Origin of the sequence: Senegalia massiliensis (genome assembly GCF_900626135.1) — a bacterium.
GTDB classification, from domain to species: Bacteria; Bacillota; Clostridia; order Tissierellales; family SIT17; genus Anaeromonas; species Anaeromonas massiliensis.
Genome location: NZ_LR130785.1, coordinates 738312 through 754291, shown reverse-complemented (window position 1 = coordinate 754291; position 15980 = coordinate 738312). Strand labels below are relative to the sequence as shown.

18 protein-coding genes are annotated in these 15980 nt (G+C 26.3%); all 18 read right to left on the bottom strand.

Going from position 1 to position 15980, the window contains the following annotated elements:
- Nucleotide 1: 1 nt before the first annotated feature.
- The 18 genes from E0D94_RS03705 to E0D94_RS03620 all read right to left on the bottom strand — a co-directional run bounded on the left by E0D94_RS03705 (nt 2) and on the right by E0D94_RS03620 (nt 15980).
- Nucleotides 2-583, bottom strand: coding sequence for a DUF5317 domain-containing protein (locus E0D94_RS03705; protein ID WP_130805957.1), 582 nt, complete (start codon nt 581-583; stop codon nt 2-4).
- Nucleotides 584-723: 140 nt separating this feature from the next.
- Entirely contained in the window at nt 724-1254 is a 531-nt protein-coding gene (gene hpf / locus E0D94_RS03700) for a ribosome hibernation-promoting factor, HPF/YfiA family (protein WP_130805956.1), read from the bottom strand.
- A gap of 452 nt (nt 1255-1706) precedes the next feature.
- Nucleotides 1707-2177 (bottom strand): flagellar protein FlgN, encoded by a 471-nt coding sequence (locus tag E0D94_RS03695; RefSeq protein ID WP_130805955.1) that lies wholly within the window; start codon nt 2175-2177, stop codon nt 1707-1709.
- A gap of 1 nt (nt 2178) precedes the next feature.
- Nucleotides 2179-2559: a flagellar export chaperone FliS gene (gene fliS, locus E0D94_RS03690; protein ID WP_130805954.1), complete on the bottom strand. Its 381-nt coding sequence runs from the start codon at nt 2557-2559 to the stop codon at nt 2179-2181.
- 42 nt (nt 2560-2601) lie between these two features.
- Nucleotides 2602-2973 (bottom strand): flagellar protein FlaG, encoded by a 372-nt coding sequence (locus tag E0D94_RS03685; protein WP_130805953.1) that lies wholly within the window; start codon nt 2971-2973, stop codon nt 2602-2604.
- 45 nt (nt 2974-3018) lie between these two features.
- A complete protein-coding gene (gene fliD, locus E0D94_RS03680; RefSeq protein ID WP_165442852.1) occupies nt 3019-5469 on the bottom strand; it encodes a flagellar filament capping protein FliD in 2451 nt (816 codons plus the stop codon).
- Between the two features lie 79 nt (nt 5470-5548).
- Nucleotides 5549-7399 (bottom strand): motility associated factor glycosyltransferase family protein, encoded by a 1851-nt coding sequence (locus E0D94_RS03675; RefSeq protein ID WP_130805951.1) that lies wholly within the window; start codon nt 7397-7399, stop codon nt 5549-5551.
- 10 nt (nt 7400-7409) lie between these two features.
- Nucleotides 7410-8768: a motility associated factor glycosyltransferase family protein gene (locus tag E0D94_RS03670; protein WP_130805950.1), complete on the bottom strand. Its 1359-nt coding sequence runs from the start codon at nt 8766-8768 to the stop codon at nt 7410-7412.
- 11 nt (nt 8769-8779) lie between these two features.
- On the bottom strand, nt 8780-9148 hold the full coding sequence (locus E0D94_RS03665) for a DUF8042 domain-containing protein (protein ID WP_130805949.1): 369 nt from the start codon (nt 9146-9148) through the stop codon (nt 8780-8782).
- 77 nt (nt 9149-9225) lie between these two features.
- Nucleotides 9226-10038: a flagellin N-terminal helical domain-containing protein gene (locus tag E0D94_RS03660; RefSeq protein WP_130805948.1), complete on the bottom strand. Its 813-nt coding sequence runs from the start codon at nt 10036-10038 to the stop codon at nt 9226-9228.
- A gap of 178 nt (nt 10039-10216) precedes the next feature.
- Nucleotides 10217-10435, bottom strand: coding sequence for a carbon storage regulator CsrA (csrA, locus tag E0D94_RS03655; RefSeq protein ID WP_130805947.1), 219 nt, complete (start codon nt 10433-10435; stop codon nt 10217-10219).
- Nucleotides 10436-10879: a flagellar assembly protein FliW gene (fliW, locus tag E0D94_RS03650; RefSeq protein ID WP_130805946.1), complete on the bottom strand. Its 444-nt coding sequence runs from the start codon at nt 10877-10879 to the stop codon at nt 10436-10438. It abuts the gene before it with no gap.
- 13 nt (nt 10880-10892) lie between these two features.
- Nucleotides 10893-11819: a flagellar hook-associated protein FlgL gene (gene flgL / locus E0D94_RS03645; RefSeq protein WP_130805945.1), complete on the bottom strand. Its 927-nt coding sequence runs from the start codon at nt 11817-11819 to the stop codon at nt 10893-10895.
- Between the two features lie 3 nt (nt 11820-11822).
- Nucleotides 11823-13277, bottom strand: coding sequence for a flagellar hook-associated protein FlgK (gene flgK / locus E0D94_RS03640; RefSeq protein ID WP_130805944.1), 1455 nt, complete (start codon nt 13275-13277; stop codon nt 11823-11825).
- 17 nt (nt 13278-13294) lie between these two features.
- On the bottom strand, nt 13295-14713 hold the full coding sequence (gene flgK, locus E0D94_RS03635; protein ID WP_130805943.1) for a flagellar hook-associated protein FlgK: 1419 nt from the start codon (nt 14711-14713) through the stop codon (nt 13295-13297).
- Between the two features lie 15 nt (nt 14714-14728).
- A complete protein-coding gene (locus E0D94_RS03630) occupies nt 14729-15211 on the bottom strand; it encodes a flagellar protein FlgN (protein WP_165442851.1) in 483 nt (160 codons plus the stop codon).
- 11 nt (nt 15212-15222) lie between these two features.
- Nucleotides 15223-15504 carry a flagellar biosynthesis anti-sigma factor FlgM gene (flgM, locus tag E0D94_RS03625; RefSeq protein WP_130805941.1) on the bottom strand — a complete coding sequence of 94 codons (282 nt, stop codon included), beginning with the start codon at nt 15502-15504 and terminating at the stop codon, nt 15223-15225.
- Between the two features lie 68 nt (nt 15505-15572).
- Nucleotides 15573-15980: a MerR family transcriptional regulator gene (locus tag E0D94_RS03620; RefSeq protein ID WP_130805940.1), complete on the bottom strand. Its 408-nt coding sequence runs from the start codon at nt 15978-15980 to the stop codon at nt 15573-15575.

The following is a 15980-nucleotide window of genomic DNA, read 5'->3' as shown; positions in this document are numbered from 1 at the left end:
CCTATTTGCCAAATCCAAAGTTCATTCTTCTATCTAATTTTTTATCATTCATTGAACTCTCTATAAATACAAATAACCCCATAGTTATAAGTATATCCCCTACACTAAATACACCTGCAAGGGGTAATATATTGTCTATAGTTATTACTTTACCAAGAATTTCATAATTTGTACCATTCGCAATAGCATCATATAATTTATATTGTCCATTTTCCATTAGTTTTATAGTGCTATTCATTCCAGCAATTTTAAGTGCATCAAGTGATACTGGAATTTTCATTCCATTCATTGCAAATACTATAAAATTAGATATAGATCCTACGAATACTATCCAAAGTGATGGTATATTTATATTTATTATTACACCTATAAAAATTAGTATAAATGATACTAAATATATTTCTTCTACATAGTTCCCTATAACTTTTAAATCTTTATCACTAAATATCAAAACTAAATATTGAACGACTAAAGCTATTATAATTGGAGATAATTTTTTAAAATTCAAATTTTTAATTCTTGTAAATTTTCCGCCTTTCATATATCCTACTATTACTGCAAGTAATAAAAACAACCAGATCATCTAATTCACCTTACCCTTCGTTATATTTATCCATATATTCATTATATATTAATTCAACAAATATGGCTAGATTCCTCCTTTTAAAATTGCTTTTTCACAATAAAAAAGTAGAGATTTAAATCTCTACTTTTTATATTTATTTAAAATTCTGGTTCTATAAGACCATAATTTCCATCTTTTCTTTTATATAAAACATTAGTTTCATTAGTGTCAGCATCTTTATATACGTAGAAATTATGTCCTAAAAGTTCCATTTGAAGTATTGCTTCTTCTTGAATCATAGGTTTCATTGCAAAACGCTTAGTTTTTACAACCTTTGGTTCATTTTCTGTATTTATATCTTCATAAGGTATATTTTCAAATCTAATAGTCTTTCCATTATGCTTTCTCTTTTCAAGTTTAGTTTTATGTTTTCTAATAAGCCTTTCAAGTGTATCTAACACCATATCAATAGATTTATACATATCATCAGTTTCTTCTTCAGCTCTTATAATAGTGCCAGCAAAAGGTACACTTACTTCTATAATTTGTCTTTCTTTTTCCACAGTCATAGTTACGTCAACTCTAGCATCTTTATAAAAATACTTGTCTAATCTTTCTAATTTGGATTCTACTGCTTCTCTAAGTCCATCTGTTACTTTCATATTTGTTCCTGCAATTATAGTTCTCATAAATCCAACTCCCTTCAATTTATGTAGCTAATTATTTATGTGATTATTTATATAATTACCCATTTAACCTTTCAAATAACATGTAAATTATTTGAAAAATCATAATATATTAAAATATGAGTTTTTTTTACAAATAAACATATAGTATTTACAAAAAGAAAGAAATTATACATTAAAATTTATATTTATTTATATATTTATCCACATCTATTGCTTGTGTATATGTGGATAAATATAGCCTATTTCTGTGGATAATGTGTATAACTCTGTGGATAGTGTATATTAGTACAAGTTATCGTGTGGAAAAATATGTGGAGAAGGTGTTAACTTAAGCTAAGGTTTATTAACAATAATATTATTTAATTTTCGTTCAATTTATATTAATAGTCTATATTAATATTCTTACTCTTATAGATAATTAATATGCAAAAAAAATAGAACAAATCACTGTTCTATTTTTTACTATCAATAAAATATCCACCACTAGATGGCATCTTATTATAATATTTATTTGTAGTAGTTTTACCTCTTTTTATTTCTCGTAAATTTTTCTTTATATCTTCAAACTCACTTTTAATCATCGTATTATTTTCATCATCTTGAGCTTTTATAGATTTCATAAGTTTTTCACACTTACTTGTTAACTCTTTTAATTTTACTAAATAACTTTTATCAATACTTAGCTGTGATAAGTCATCTATACCTTCTATTTCTTTAATATTATTATATATTTCTAAAAATTTTACATCTAATCCATTTATTTTTTCAATTAAATTTTCTTTATTATTTATAATTCGATTTAGTTTATCAATATCATTATTTTCTATTAACTTTTTTTGAACTATTGTAAGTTTAAAAAAATCTTCTAATAATATCTTTTTATCAGATAATAAAGAATTTAATTTTTCTATTTTGACTTCCATATTATTTGCCTTTCTTTGCTAATTTCATAGCCTGTGCCCAAGTATCCCTTAACTCTTTAGACATATCATATATTTCATTTAATATTTCTATATCTTTTTTAATATTAGCTTCCATAAGCCTTTTATTCATATATTCATATAAATTATATAATTCTTTTCCTACTTCATATTTCCTATCAACTGTAACCATAAACTCACTAACTATTGCTTGAGCTCTTAAATTACTGTTATGAGATTTTTCTATATTTTTTTCCTCTGCAAAAATAATTGATTCTTTAATAAACCTCATAAGCCCTTCATATAATTTTAAATTTAACTCCTCTGGTGATGCTGTCATTATTGAATTATTTTGATATTGTGCATAAGGATTTTTCATTGCCATAACTATTCCTCCTAAATGTGTGTGAAATTGAGGAAATTTTCTCTATACTTTTTCATCAATTATAATTCCTGCTATCTCCCACATTTTTCCTATCATATCTAATATTTTTTCTGATGGTATTTCTCTTATTATTTCGTCTGTTTCTGTATCCACTAATTTAACCATAATGGTATTTGTTTTCTCATGAATTGAATATTCGAGTTTCTTATCATACATTTTCAAACTTTCATTAGATGCATTTACAGCATGAATTAATTCTTCTTTACTTACTCTTTTTGCTCCTTTAATTCCATTTTCTGATGTTATTTTAACTGAATTTTTATCCTCTTCCTGTCTAATTTCTAAATTTATTTCTTTATTCATAGTTGTACTTATATTAGACATTTGAGAACCTACGATTCCTTCTATAGACATTATATTCCCCCCTAGATATCAATATTTAAATTTAATTATAAAACTCTACATTCCTCCACCCATTTGTTGATTTAACCAAGATGATTGAGCACTCATTTGAGAAAGTGCTTTTTCCATTCTTGAAAACATAATATAGTAATAATTTTCTTTAGCATCTAAATCCACAAGTAGTTCACTAATTCTATCTTTATAATCATCAATTTTATCATTCATAGTATTTTTAAATTCAGTTACATCGCCTTCTATTCCTGCTTTTTCTAATAGTATTCCTTTTCTACCATTATCATCTCTAGTTATTCTAATATTATCTTTAAGAATATCATTAAGACGTTCTGCTAAACCTTGACTCTTATATCTTATACTTCTATTAGAAGAATCTTCATAATCAATATTAGAGTCTTTTGCAAACAAACTTTTTACCTCTTCTGGTTTGTCATTTAATGATTGTCTTAATTTTGTTTCATCTATGACTAATTTACCTTTATCTAAGTAATTTGAACTAGTTTTAATTCCTATATCATAAAGACTAATGTCTACTCCCTCTACTTTATCATATAAAGCTCTTCTCATTTCATAAGTTACTTTTTGTAAAATTGAATCACTTCTTAATAAACCACTTTTTGATTTTTCTTCCCATAGTTCAATCTCTTTTTCACTCATTTCTTTCTTTTGAGCCTCTGTTAATGGTCTATAGTCTCTATATCTTTTTTCTCCTAACTCATCATTTATTTTTGTAATAACCTCGTTATATTTCTCTACAAATCCTTTAATTTTTTCTATAGTTTTATCAACATTAGAGTTAATTGATATATTAATTTCACCAGCTTCTTCTGCTTTTAAATTAAATTCTACTCCATCTATTGTAAATGTATTAGAACTTCTATTAGTTGTTACTCCATTATAAGTAAAACTAGCATCTTTAGCACTTTGATCCTTTACTAATCCTAAAACCCCCGTTAAAAAGTTTCCACTATTATCACTCAAAGATACTTCATTCATGAGTCCACTTTCCTTTGATTCCAATTGAAATTCATCTGTTACACTATTATATTTTAATGTAACTCCTACATCACTTTTATTTACAGTATTTATAACATCTTGAATAGTATCAGTATCACTAAAAGTAAAATTTTCATTATTTATAGTAAATGATACTTCATTTCCTACAAATGTAATAGCTTCATTAAATTTAGCATCTTTAAGTTGGCTATTAAGATTTATTGTATTAGTTTGACCATTAGTAAAACCTAAATCATCTACAATATTTTCTTTACTATTAGAAATTTTAATCTCTTGTCCACTTGTTCCTAAAAATACTAACTTTCCATTTAATACGCTGGCACTTATGGATCCATGAGTTAATTGTGAATTTATTTCTGTAACAAGACTAGATACATCATTAAAATCATCTGAAAGGTCTATATTATAATCAGTACCATCAATATTTATATTAAACTCTTTACCAATTTCAGATATATCAATATTAACTGTAGATTCTAATTTATTTATCTTTGCTCCATTAGATAATCCTAAATTTTTAATTACATCATCTGCTGAACCACTATTAAAAATAATCTCATCTGAAGTGTCATGAGATACAAACTTTAATTTATCTCCATCATTAGTTACTTTAATATTGCCTGCACCAATAGCTGTATCAATATTAGATTGAATTTGTGTACTAAGCTCGTTAATATCATTAGCATTAACACTAATATCCACTTCAGTTTCAGTTCCATTTATATCTATTTTAATTTTACCTGTAAAATTTAATGGCTCATTAAAATCAATAGTTGTTCCTGTAATTGAATTAGATTGATTATTCTTGAAGCCTAAATCTGAAACATATGTATTAGGTGTACTTTTTATCTGTAAATTATGACCTACAGAATCTATTTTAATATTACCTCCATCGTTTGATAATACAATATTGCCTGTTCCAAATGAAGAATCTAACTTAGATTGTAAATCAGATATTAATGTTTCAGTAGTTTCTGTAGAATAATCTTTATCTAATGTTATTGTCTTTTCTACACCATCTAATTTAATATTAAAGCTTTTACCTTGTTTTAAATTAGCTTTATTTAATCCTGTTCCAATCATATTAGATATACTTTTAGAATCATCTGTACTCCAAATTCCTTTTTCAGCTAAAGTAATATTCCCAATAGTATAATTCCCAGGAGATGCAGAACCAGTAGGATTTATACTTATAGCATTAGTATCTACTCCATTTAATGTAACACTAGAATCAAAAGTTCCAAATGCAGAAGTTGAAGTAAAGTTATTTTCTGGCTTTAAAAGATTAAAGTATTCATCTTGAAATCCTCTAAGCACATTTGCTATATCTCTATAAGCATCCCTTTTCCATTCAATATATGTTTTTTCCTGTCCTACCTTATCTACTGTTATACGTTCAGCTTTCATAAGTTTATCAATCATAGCTTCTGTATCCAAACCCGATGCCATTCCCGTTATTCTTAATAAATCACTCAAAAAATCACCGCCTGTAATATAATTTGCTTATCTATATAAAGTATCGGCTAAAAATATAATTTCTTTAATCGTCTAAATATTAATTATCTGTATTTTCTATTTCTGTTATAGTTTCTTTCAAAATGGGAAGAGTAAATTCTACTGAATTTGATAAAGCTGTATAAAATTCAAGAGATCTCTTCATTATAGAAATATCATCTTTACTAGTATTTGCTTCAGTATTTTCAAGGAAAACTTTATATACTATTGGCTTTATCAAATGATTAATCATATTAAATTCTTCTTGCTTTTGTTTTATATATTTATCAATATTATCTAACCTATTTAATTTTGGACCAATATTATCAGAGTTTTTATTTTCGCTATATATATTTATTATTTTATTACATATTTTAATTGCATCCATAGATTTCTTATGAATTATTTCTAGATTATTATACATATTTTGTAGTTTTTTTATTAATAATTTCAATTCATCTAAATTAAATTTAATATCAGTATCTAAGGCTTCATGGATTTTTCTTGTAACTTCTATATCTTTATAACAATATTTATTTATTGCATCTCGAAATGTCATTATTTCAGTTCCTTCTATTTTGGCTCCACCTTCTGTTGCATCTATATATAATCTATTACTTGTATCATTTAATATTTCATTTTCAAACCATCTTAAAAAAGTATATAAGTCATGTCCTGTTAATACCTTGTCTCCATATATATTCTCTACTTCAAAATATTTAGTTTTTATAGAATCCGATTTTCTAGCATATTTAGTTCCTTCAGCATGAGTTTTATTGTTTGTATATGCTAAATCTTGTCCAATAAATATTATAGGGTCTGCTCCTAATTTTACAGCTATATTAAATGCTATACAAGCTACTGATCCACCTAATTTTAAGAACCCTACCTCTTTATCAAACTCTTTAAATAATTCTCTAGTATAACCTACTATATTATCTGCAAATATTTTTACTCCTTTATGTTTCTTCAATATTTTAGGATGAGAAGTAGGCATATAAATTAAAGGAATGTTATCATATTCTAAATTATCAAAGTGGGCTAAATTTAATTCTCCCCCATCAACTGTAACTATAAAATCTGGATTAATATTTTTACTCAATAAAACTTTAAGTGCTGTATCTACACAAATTATAACTGCTTTATTTTTAATATCTCGTAGTAATTCAACATTCTTATTTAATGAAGGTCCTGCTGAAACAATAATGATAGGTTTATCTGAAAATATACCTTCTAATTGACTTATAAAGTTACTTTTTATAGCTACACTCATATTTTCCAATAAATTCTTTTGCCAATCTCTATTAAATTTAATCATAGTATTTCTATCTATTTTTTGTATATATAAATGGTCATAAATCATTTTATTAACTTTTTGTTCCATATCACTAAATATTTTTTTATAATTAGAAAATGTATAATATTCTACAAGATGAGAATTATTCCAGTATACATTTGTATTAAGAAAATATCTTAATTTATCTAAATTATCTTCTATCATAATCAAAATATTTTTATTATCTATAATATCAGTTACATCTATATTTTCAATTATTTGATTAAATATAGATATACTCGGCTCAATAATTAATATCTTTGTTTCATTACCTATATTTTTAACTAATTCTTTAATATGATATATCATCCCAAATCCATAAATTATGTATATTTTATCATTACTTAAAGTCAAACTAGAAATCCATCTTTTTGCATCTTTATTAGGATCAAATCTACTATGTAAATGAATTTTATTTTCTTTTTCATTAACAACTAATGCAATTTGTCCATTTTTAGCTTTATTCGCTTCTACAATTATATCTTCTTCTTTTTTTCTTTTCATATATTCTATCATTGTAGGATATCTCGCACTAATTTTTTCTATATTTTTCGTATGTATTTCATGATTTTTCATAAAAATCTCCTCATAATAAATTTATATTATCACTAATATCTTCACAACAATATTTTTTTATAGATTCCTTTAAACTTAATAAATCTGTTCCATTTATTCTAGCTCCACCTTCTGTAGAATCAATAAATGTAATACTTTTTTCTTTTTGTATTCTATTCTGAATCCACCTTAAATAGCTAAATAAATTTTTGGAAGTATATACTTCCTTACCATTAACGTCTAATACTTTTCGTAATGTATTTTTATTAGATACATTCAAATGATTGGCTTGCTCAGAATGAGTTTTTTCTTCACTAAAAGCCAGATCTTGTCCAACAAAAACAATTGGATCACATCCAAACTTTATAAGAATGTCCAGCGCTGTAGTAGCTACTGAACCCCCTGTTTCTACAGTGCTATAATTATTTTTATTTGCCAATTCCTCTGAATTTTTAAACCCCTTTTGAAAAGCAATATATTTTTTACCTTTATAATTTAAAGCTACTTTTTTATTACATGTTGATAATATTATAATTGGAATAAATATATTTAACCCTTGTATTTGTTCATATACTATGTCATAAGGGTCAGTTATTATTATAGCATCAGGAACTATATCCTTATTAAGTAATGCTTTTACTGCTCTTCCTACACATAATATTAGACCTTTATTTTTTATTTTCTTTAATTCATTAATATTTTTATCTAATGAAGGACCTGCTGATATCAAAAAAGCAGGTACATCTATCATTTTGTTAAATAAATCATTAACATATCTATCTACATTTTTTATATTTGAATTGAAATTTTCAATTAATAAATCTTCAACTCCAACTAATTTCTTTTTCATTCTAAATTCTTCAAGCAAATACTTTATTTCTTTATATTGATTAGGAATAGCTTTCATTGATTGAGTATGAAATATGATCTCAAATTCATCTTCTTTGTTGAGTATTTCTTTTAATTTATTTATATAAGAAGTAAGATTATCACTTATAATTAATTCTAATCTATCATCTTTTAAAATAGATATTAAGTCCATATTTAATAAGGCCTGATTAAATATTTTTTTATTGAATTCAAATACAAATATTTTTTTATTATCAATTTTATATAAAAAATTTTCTATATGATACCCTAGACCAAAACCAATTATAATAAAATTCTTTATATTATTTTTGTAATTATTTTCAAAAAATCTTTGTGATTCTTTTAAAGGATTATATTTACTATGAATATAAAATTCTAAGCCAAAATCATTTACTTTTAATGTTTTATAATTCGTTTTAGTTGATAATATTTCATAATTACTATCACATTTTTCTGATTTCATAATTTTATAAACATAAGGATATAATCTTTTCAATGTGTTCATATTATTTAAGTACATATTAATTCTCCTTAGTTTGCCACGAAGCTAATATTGGATATTTCTTTTTTCCAATATTTAAATATATCTATTAATTCATATTCTAATAAATCACTTACATATACAAAATCTTCATTTTGTAAAGCCTGTTCAAATTCTAAAAGTATTTTTCTTATATTCTTTTCGTTAATTTCTATATTATATTTCTCTAAAGTTGGCTTTGTAAGTATAACTACTTCCAAGCACCAATTTATTCCTTCAATCGCTTCTATTAATAATTTTAGAGCTTCTCCTTCATTATCTTTAGAAAAATAGTCTACTATTTTTTCTATACCAGGTATAAGCTTCTCAAGATATTCATTTAGTGAATTCAATGATTCATTTATTATATTATTTGCCATTAATACTCCCCCTCTATTAAAATAAGACTAACCTAAAAGGCCAGTCTTATTTTCAAAATATTATATCAATTATTTAATTATCTTAATAATTGAAGTACTCCTTGTGGTTGTTGATTAGCTTGAGCAAGCATTGCTTGAGCAGCTTGGTTAAGAATATTATTCTTAGTGAAACTCATCATTTCTTTAGCCATATCAACGTCTCTTATTCTTGATTCAGAAGCTTGTAAGTTTTCAGATGCATTATCAAGATTCTTGATAGTATGCTCAAGTCTATTTTGAAGAGCACCTAATCCAGAACGTTCTCCAGATAAAGTTTCTATAGCAGCATCAATAGTTCCAATTGCAGTGTCAGCTCCTCCTTGAGTAGAAACAGTTACAGCATCTAAACTTAATCCAGTTGCAGTCATATCAGCTATTGATAATGTAACACTTTCACCAGAGTTAGCTCCTATATGAATTACAGCACCAGATAAACTACCTGTTAACAAGTTTTGCTTGTTAAATTGAGTTTTTTCACCTATTCTAGTTAATTCTTCTTTTAATGCATTAACTTCTTTTGCTATAGCAGTTCTATCAGCTGTTACATTAGTATCATTAGAAGATTGTACTGCAAGCTCTCTCATTCTTTGTAATATTGCATGAGACTCATTTAATGCACCTTCAGCTGTTTGTATAAGTGAAATACCATCTTGAGCATTACTAGATGCTTGGTTAAGTCCTTTTATTTGTCCTCTCATTTTTTCTGAGATAGATAAACCAGCTGCATCGTCACCTGCTCTATTTATTCTCATACCTGAAGATAATTTTTCTAAAGATTTTGCTGTTGCATTATTGTTAATTCCTAATTGTCTATGACTGTTCATTGCCATTAAGTTATTATTAATTCTCATTTTTATATTCCTCCTTGAAATTTACCTTTTTTGGCATCCTTGCCTAAGGTTTTTTATTTATAATAAAACTATATATGTATTCGGCCGTTATACAATATAAAGCTTTATTATTGTCTACACTTATATTATCGACATGTTTTTATATAACTTTAGTATTTTTTTAAAAAATATTATATTTCTAAAATAAATTTTTCAATCTATCTAAATCCACTTCTCCATCTGCAGCAACTTTATTTTCATTTTGAATATCAACATATATTTCTTTTCTATGTATATCTACATTCTTAGGAGCTTTTATCCCTAATTTCACTTTACCATCCTGTATATCTGTTACCACTATTTCTATATTATCACCTATCATTATACTTTCGTTTTTCTTCCTCGTTAATATTAGCATTTATATAGCCTCACTTTCCTTTTCAAATATAGGATGCTTTGTGCTATATCTATTATCATCTAATACTATTTGAGCTCCTAAGTTTCTTGCTGTGTTTATAACTATAGGGCCTGATAGGTTTGCTGTCATCTTTTTTAAATCTTTTGGTACTGTTACAATAGTATATAATTTAACTTCTTCTGGTTTTTTAATTTTCAACTTTTCTACTACTGAATCAGAAATATTTATATCATAGTCTTTTTTAAATACAAAAGGATCTATTATTACAAATGCTAAATCACTGTTATTCAAAGATTGAAGATAGTGAAATGGATTATCACTATCTTTATTTTCTATTATTATAAACTGTGTTTGGTCTTCAAATGCAAGTATCCCAAATGGGAAATTTATTATATCTTTTTCTTCTATCTCTATTTCACCAAAATTTTTGGTGTTAATTTTCATATTATCCCTCTTTCTATCTTAGAAAATCTATAAGTGATGGTTGAATTATTCTAGCACCCGCATGAAGAGATGCTTGATATACAGTTTCTCTTGTTTTTAATTCTATTACTACCTCTGCAATATCTACATCTTCATTTTTAGATAGTAGCTTAGTTACACTTAATGTTTGATCTTCTAATCTATTCTTATTAAGTTCTAATCTATTAGTCTTTGCTCCTATTTTTGCTCTAACTGATAATACGTTAGATACAGTATCATCTATTTCTGTTATGCTTTCATCTATACTTGTAACATCATCTGAATCTAATCCTTGTATCAGCTTATCAAATACTCTTATCATTTCTGGTGTATCTCCTTTTGAAACATCTTGTTTATACCCATTATTTGATAACCCGAATAATTCTGTTCCTACTACATTTACATCTATAGTATCTGCTGAACCTACGTTATATTTTGTTTTCTCATCAGTATTTAAATCTATATTATAATTTCCATCACTATCAATCAAATCATCTGCTGTTTTATGTCCAGAAAATATAGCTCTCCCTGCATGTTTAGTATTAGCTACCTTTATTATTTGTTCTCTCAACTGTTTTATTTCTGCTGAAATTTTTTCTTTATCCTCACCTGTATTTGTCCCATCATTTGCAGCTTGTACTGTAAGCTCTCTTGCTCTTTCTAATATATCTCCTATTTGAGATACTGCTGATTCTGTTACCTCCATCCAGCTTGTTGCATCGTCTACATTTCTTTTATATTGTTCTATTCTAGACAAGTCTGTATGATATTTCAAACTCTTTGACACTCCTATTGGATCATCTGAAGGTAATTGAAATTTCTTTCCTGTCTGCATTTTGTCTTGAACCTTACTTAAACCTTGTAAATTTTTATTTACATTTGTCATCATATTAGATATCATCATATTATTTGTTATTCTCATAATCTACCTCCCTACTAATCCTAATCTATTTATTGTAACATCATAGATTGAATCTATTGTAGTAATCATCCTAGCTGCTGCATTATATGAATGTTGAAATTTTACCATATTACTCATTTCTTCATCCAGTGATACTCCTGATTCTGATTGGCGTCTCGTATTTATTCCCTCAACTATAACCTCACCATTTTCTTTCATTCGTACTGATTGCTGACCATCTACTGCTAGTGTAGATAATACTGATTTCATAAAATCATCTGGAGTACCTTGAGGTGTTGTATCTTTAAAGAATTTATTATCATTTCTCTTTTCTAACAATTCTAATATTATATCATTGTTCTCTTTATCAGAAGGATCAGCACTGCTTGATGCAGCTATATTATCCAAATTATCCATTATCTCATCTGATATTTTTATATTAGATGCATCTATAGATTCACCATCATCTGACTGGAACATATTTATACCACTATTTCCATCTCTAGTAAACCCCTTCTGATGTACCTCATTCATTCTTTCTGCAAATATATTTGCAAATTCATTTAATCTAGATATATAAAAAGGAATACCTCTATATTTACTATCATGTCCAGTTCCATCCCTTACATCTATAAGTCCTTTAAGTTTTCCTGATGTAAGTTTTACTTTATTTCCATTTTCCCATTCTAGCTGATATAATTTTTCTTCTTTGTTTAAAGGATTTTCCACTGTAGGTGCAGGATATTTAAGCTTATTGGAAACTTCTCCTTCTACAAGTATTGTACCTCCTATTGATACATTAAACTTACCATTTGTTTCTGTTGCATTTATATTTACTATTTCTGATAATTCATCTATAAGCAAATCTCTTTTATCTCTTAAATCATTTGCTTTACTTCCATCTAATTCTATATTATGTATTTCTTTATTAAGTCCTGCTATCCTCTCAGAATAACTATTTATATTCTTAATATTAGTTGATATCTCAAAATTAACTTCTTTTTGTGCTGATTTTAAGTTTTCTGATGTTGAATTTAAATATTTTGTAAATGCCATCATTTTTTCTCTTACAAGTGCTCTATTAGAGTCATCTGATGGATTTGTTGAAAGTGACTCAAAAGATGTAAACAACTCATCTAAATTTTTTCTAATACTACTTTCTGATGGTTCATTAAATATATGTTGTATTTCAGTAAGAGTATCCTCTTTTACTGTCCACTCACCTACTGGTGCTTTTTCTCCCCAATATTTAAAGTCCAAGTATGAATCTCTAATCCTATTAACTGCTGTTATATTAGTGCCTGTCCCCAAAAATCCTATTCCAGCAATATTAAGTGGATTATTTGATTCTTGAGTATTTTGTTGTCTACTATATCCTTTTGTATTTACATTTGCTATATTATGATTTGTTGTATATAGATTTTTTTGACTAGCAAGTAATCCTGAAACTGCTGTATTAAACCCTATCCATCCACTCATCTAACCACTCCTAATATTTAATTTCCTACTCTACCCATTTTATTTACTACATTTTCTATCATTTCATCTATTGCATTTACTACTCTACTATTTGCAGTATATGAATGTTGAAATTTTAGCATATTTGCCATTTCTTCATCCATTGATACTCCTGAAACTGCATATCTGCTATTTTGTATATTTTGAATTATGGTATTGTGAGTTTCTAACATTATCATAGAACGATTTGCTTCTACTCCCATATCAGATATAATACTTCTATAATAATTATCTGCTGTTTGATTTTCAAAAATCGCTAAATCACGTAAATCCATAATTTCTTTCGCAATACTTCCATCCCCTCTATCTCCTGATGAAGATGCTACTATATTATTTAATGTATCTAAATTGTCATTTAATTTTATAGTACTTGCATCTATTTCACTACCATTTCTTTTAGATACAAAAAAATCTTGTCCTGGTTCTCCAAGTAGTGTTACACCTTTTTTATGTATTTCATTTATTTTTGTTGCAACAGTATTTACAAATTTATCTAGTCTGTTTTTTACACTTGGTATTATTGAAGAATAAGTTTCATCTTTGGAATCAAACTCTCCTCTTGACTCAAGTATCCCTTTTAAATATCCTCCACTTATTTCTACTTTTGAATTGTTTGAATTTTTCCAAGTTATCTCAAAAAATGAATTATCAACAGTCTTGGCTTCTATTTCTCTTGCATTCTCCTCACTTACAAGAGATCTTCCTCCAATATATATATCTACTGAACCATTTTGTTTATTAACTGCATTAATATTTATATTTAAAGATAATCTATCTATTAATGCATTTCTTTTATCTCTTAAATCATTCGCCTTTACACCTGTAGATTCACTTTGAGTTATTAAACCATTTAATTTTGCTATATCTTTTGATATCATATTTATTTCTTCTACTTTATTTGATATCTCTTTATTTAAGTTTACTTGTAAAAGACTTAACTGATTTGACATATGACTTACGGTCTCCACAAAGGCTATGGCTCTTTCCCTTACCATTCCCCTAACTGTTAAGTTATCTGGATCTTTTGATAATTCATCAAAACTATTCCACAGTCCATCCATTACTTCACTTAAACCTACATCTGATGGTTCATTCATTATTTCTTCTACTTGTGAAAAAATACTGTATCTTGCATCAAAATAGCCTTTATTATCAGCTTCATTTCTAAATCTTTGATCTAAAAATCTATCCCTTATTTGTCTTATGTCAGCTATCTTCACACCTGATCCAATTTGACCATTTACTCCCACTACATTTGTATATCCATTAGATGCTTGTATAACATCTTGTCTAACATAGTAAGGGTTATTACTATTTGCTATATTGTGACTGACTGTATCTAATGCTTTTTTATTTGTATATAATCCTGATATTGCTGATGATAATCCTTGAAACAATTTTTTATCCCCTTTCTATGCTTGTTTATTGAAAAAACTTGCAGTTTGTTCGTTTTTCTTACCTTTACCATATGTTAAATTACTATCTCTATTTGTAAATAAATCTATATTTAAATTTATATAATCAAGTGAATCTTTTATTAATCTAGAATTAAGCATATTTTTTTCTTTTATCTTTTCTAATATATTTACTAATTTATTTCTTTTTTCTTCCAATACTTCTTTTTCCTGTCCTTCTAAGAATTCTAAGATTTGAGACACATCAATTCCACTTTTGTCTTTTTTATGAGCAATATTAAAAATAACTTTTTCTCTTAAATTCTCAAGTTTCACCAATGTTTCCGTTATAGATTGTTCTTCTTTAGTAATTTCATCTAATTTTTTTATATCTCCATTTACTAATACATCAGTTTTTTCATCTAAATTTTTAAGTAGTTTTTTATATACTACTATTTCTTCATCTAATACTTTTATTAATACATCAACTAACTCTTTCATATTATCCTCCATTAGCCTTTTCTCATGTTTATATCTTCTAATATCTTTTGTGCTACTAATTTTGAATCCACATTATAATTTCCACTATTCATCTGAGTCTTAATTTTCTCTATTTTTTCTTTTCTAATATCTGGAGAATCCTTTGCCATTTTAACTGCTTTTTGAATCATTTTTCCTTGCTCTGATATTATAAATTGATCTTTTTTATCTGCTTTTACATCTTTGCTGATTTTCGTTTTATTATTGTTATATGCATTTTGTATTTTATTTATATTATTATTAAATATCTTCATAAAAAACACCTCACCTTTGCATCGTTATATATATTATCGGCAAAGTTGAGGTTTAACTTTAATACTATTTATCTTCTATTTTTTACATTTAACTTGTTTCCTGTTCTATAGCTATTCTGTTCACTATTATCTATATTATCTTTTTTAAATGCTCCTTTTAATTCTTTTTCTATTTCATTTGCACACTCTTTGCAAAACCTTCCAGTTTTTATAGGTTTAGAACATCTTTCACAATCAAGTATCAAATTGCTTCCTTCTTTTATCTCAAGTTTTCCTTGTCTTAAAAATTCTAATATCTTTTTTGTAGAAACTCCTGTTGCTTCTGATACTTCTCTAATATCTGCTTTGGTATTACTATAAATATATTCACGAACAGTAAAAAACATTTCTTCTTCTTTACGTCTACAGTGATAGCATATATTAAACCCATCATAATTATATATTTTGCCACATTTTTTACAATTTTTTATATTCAT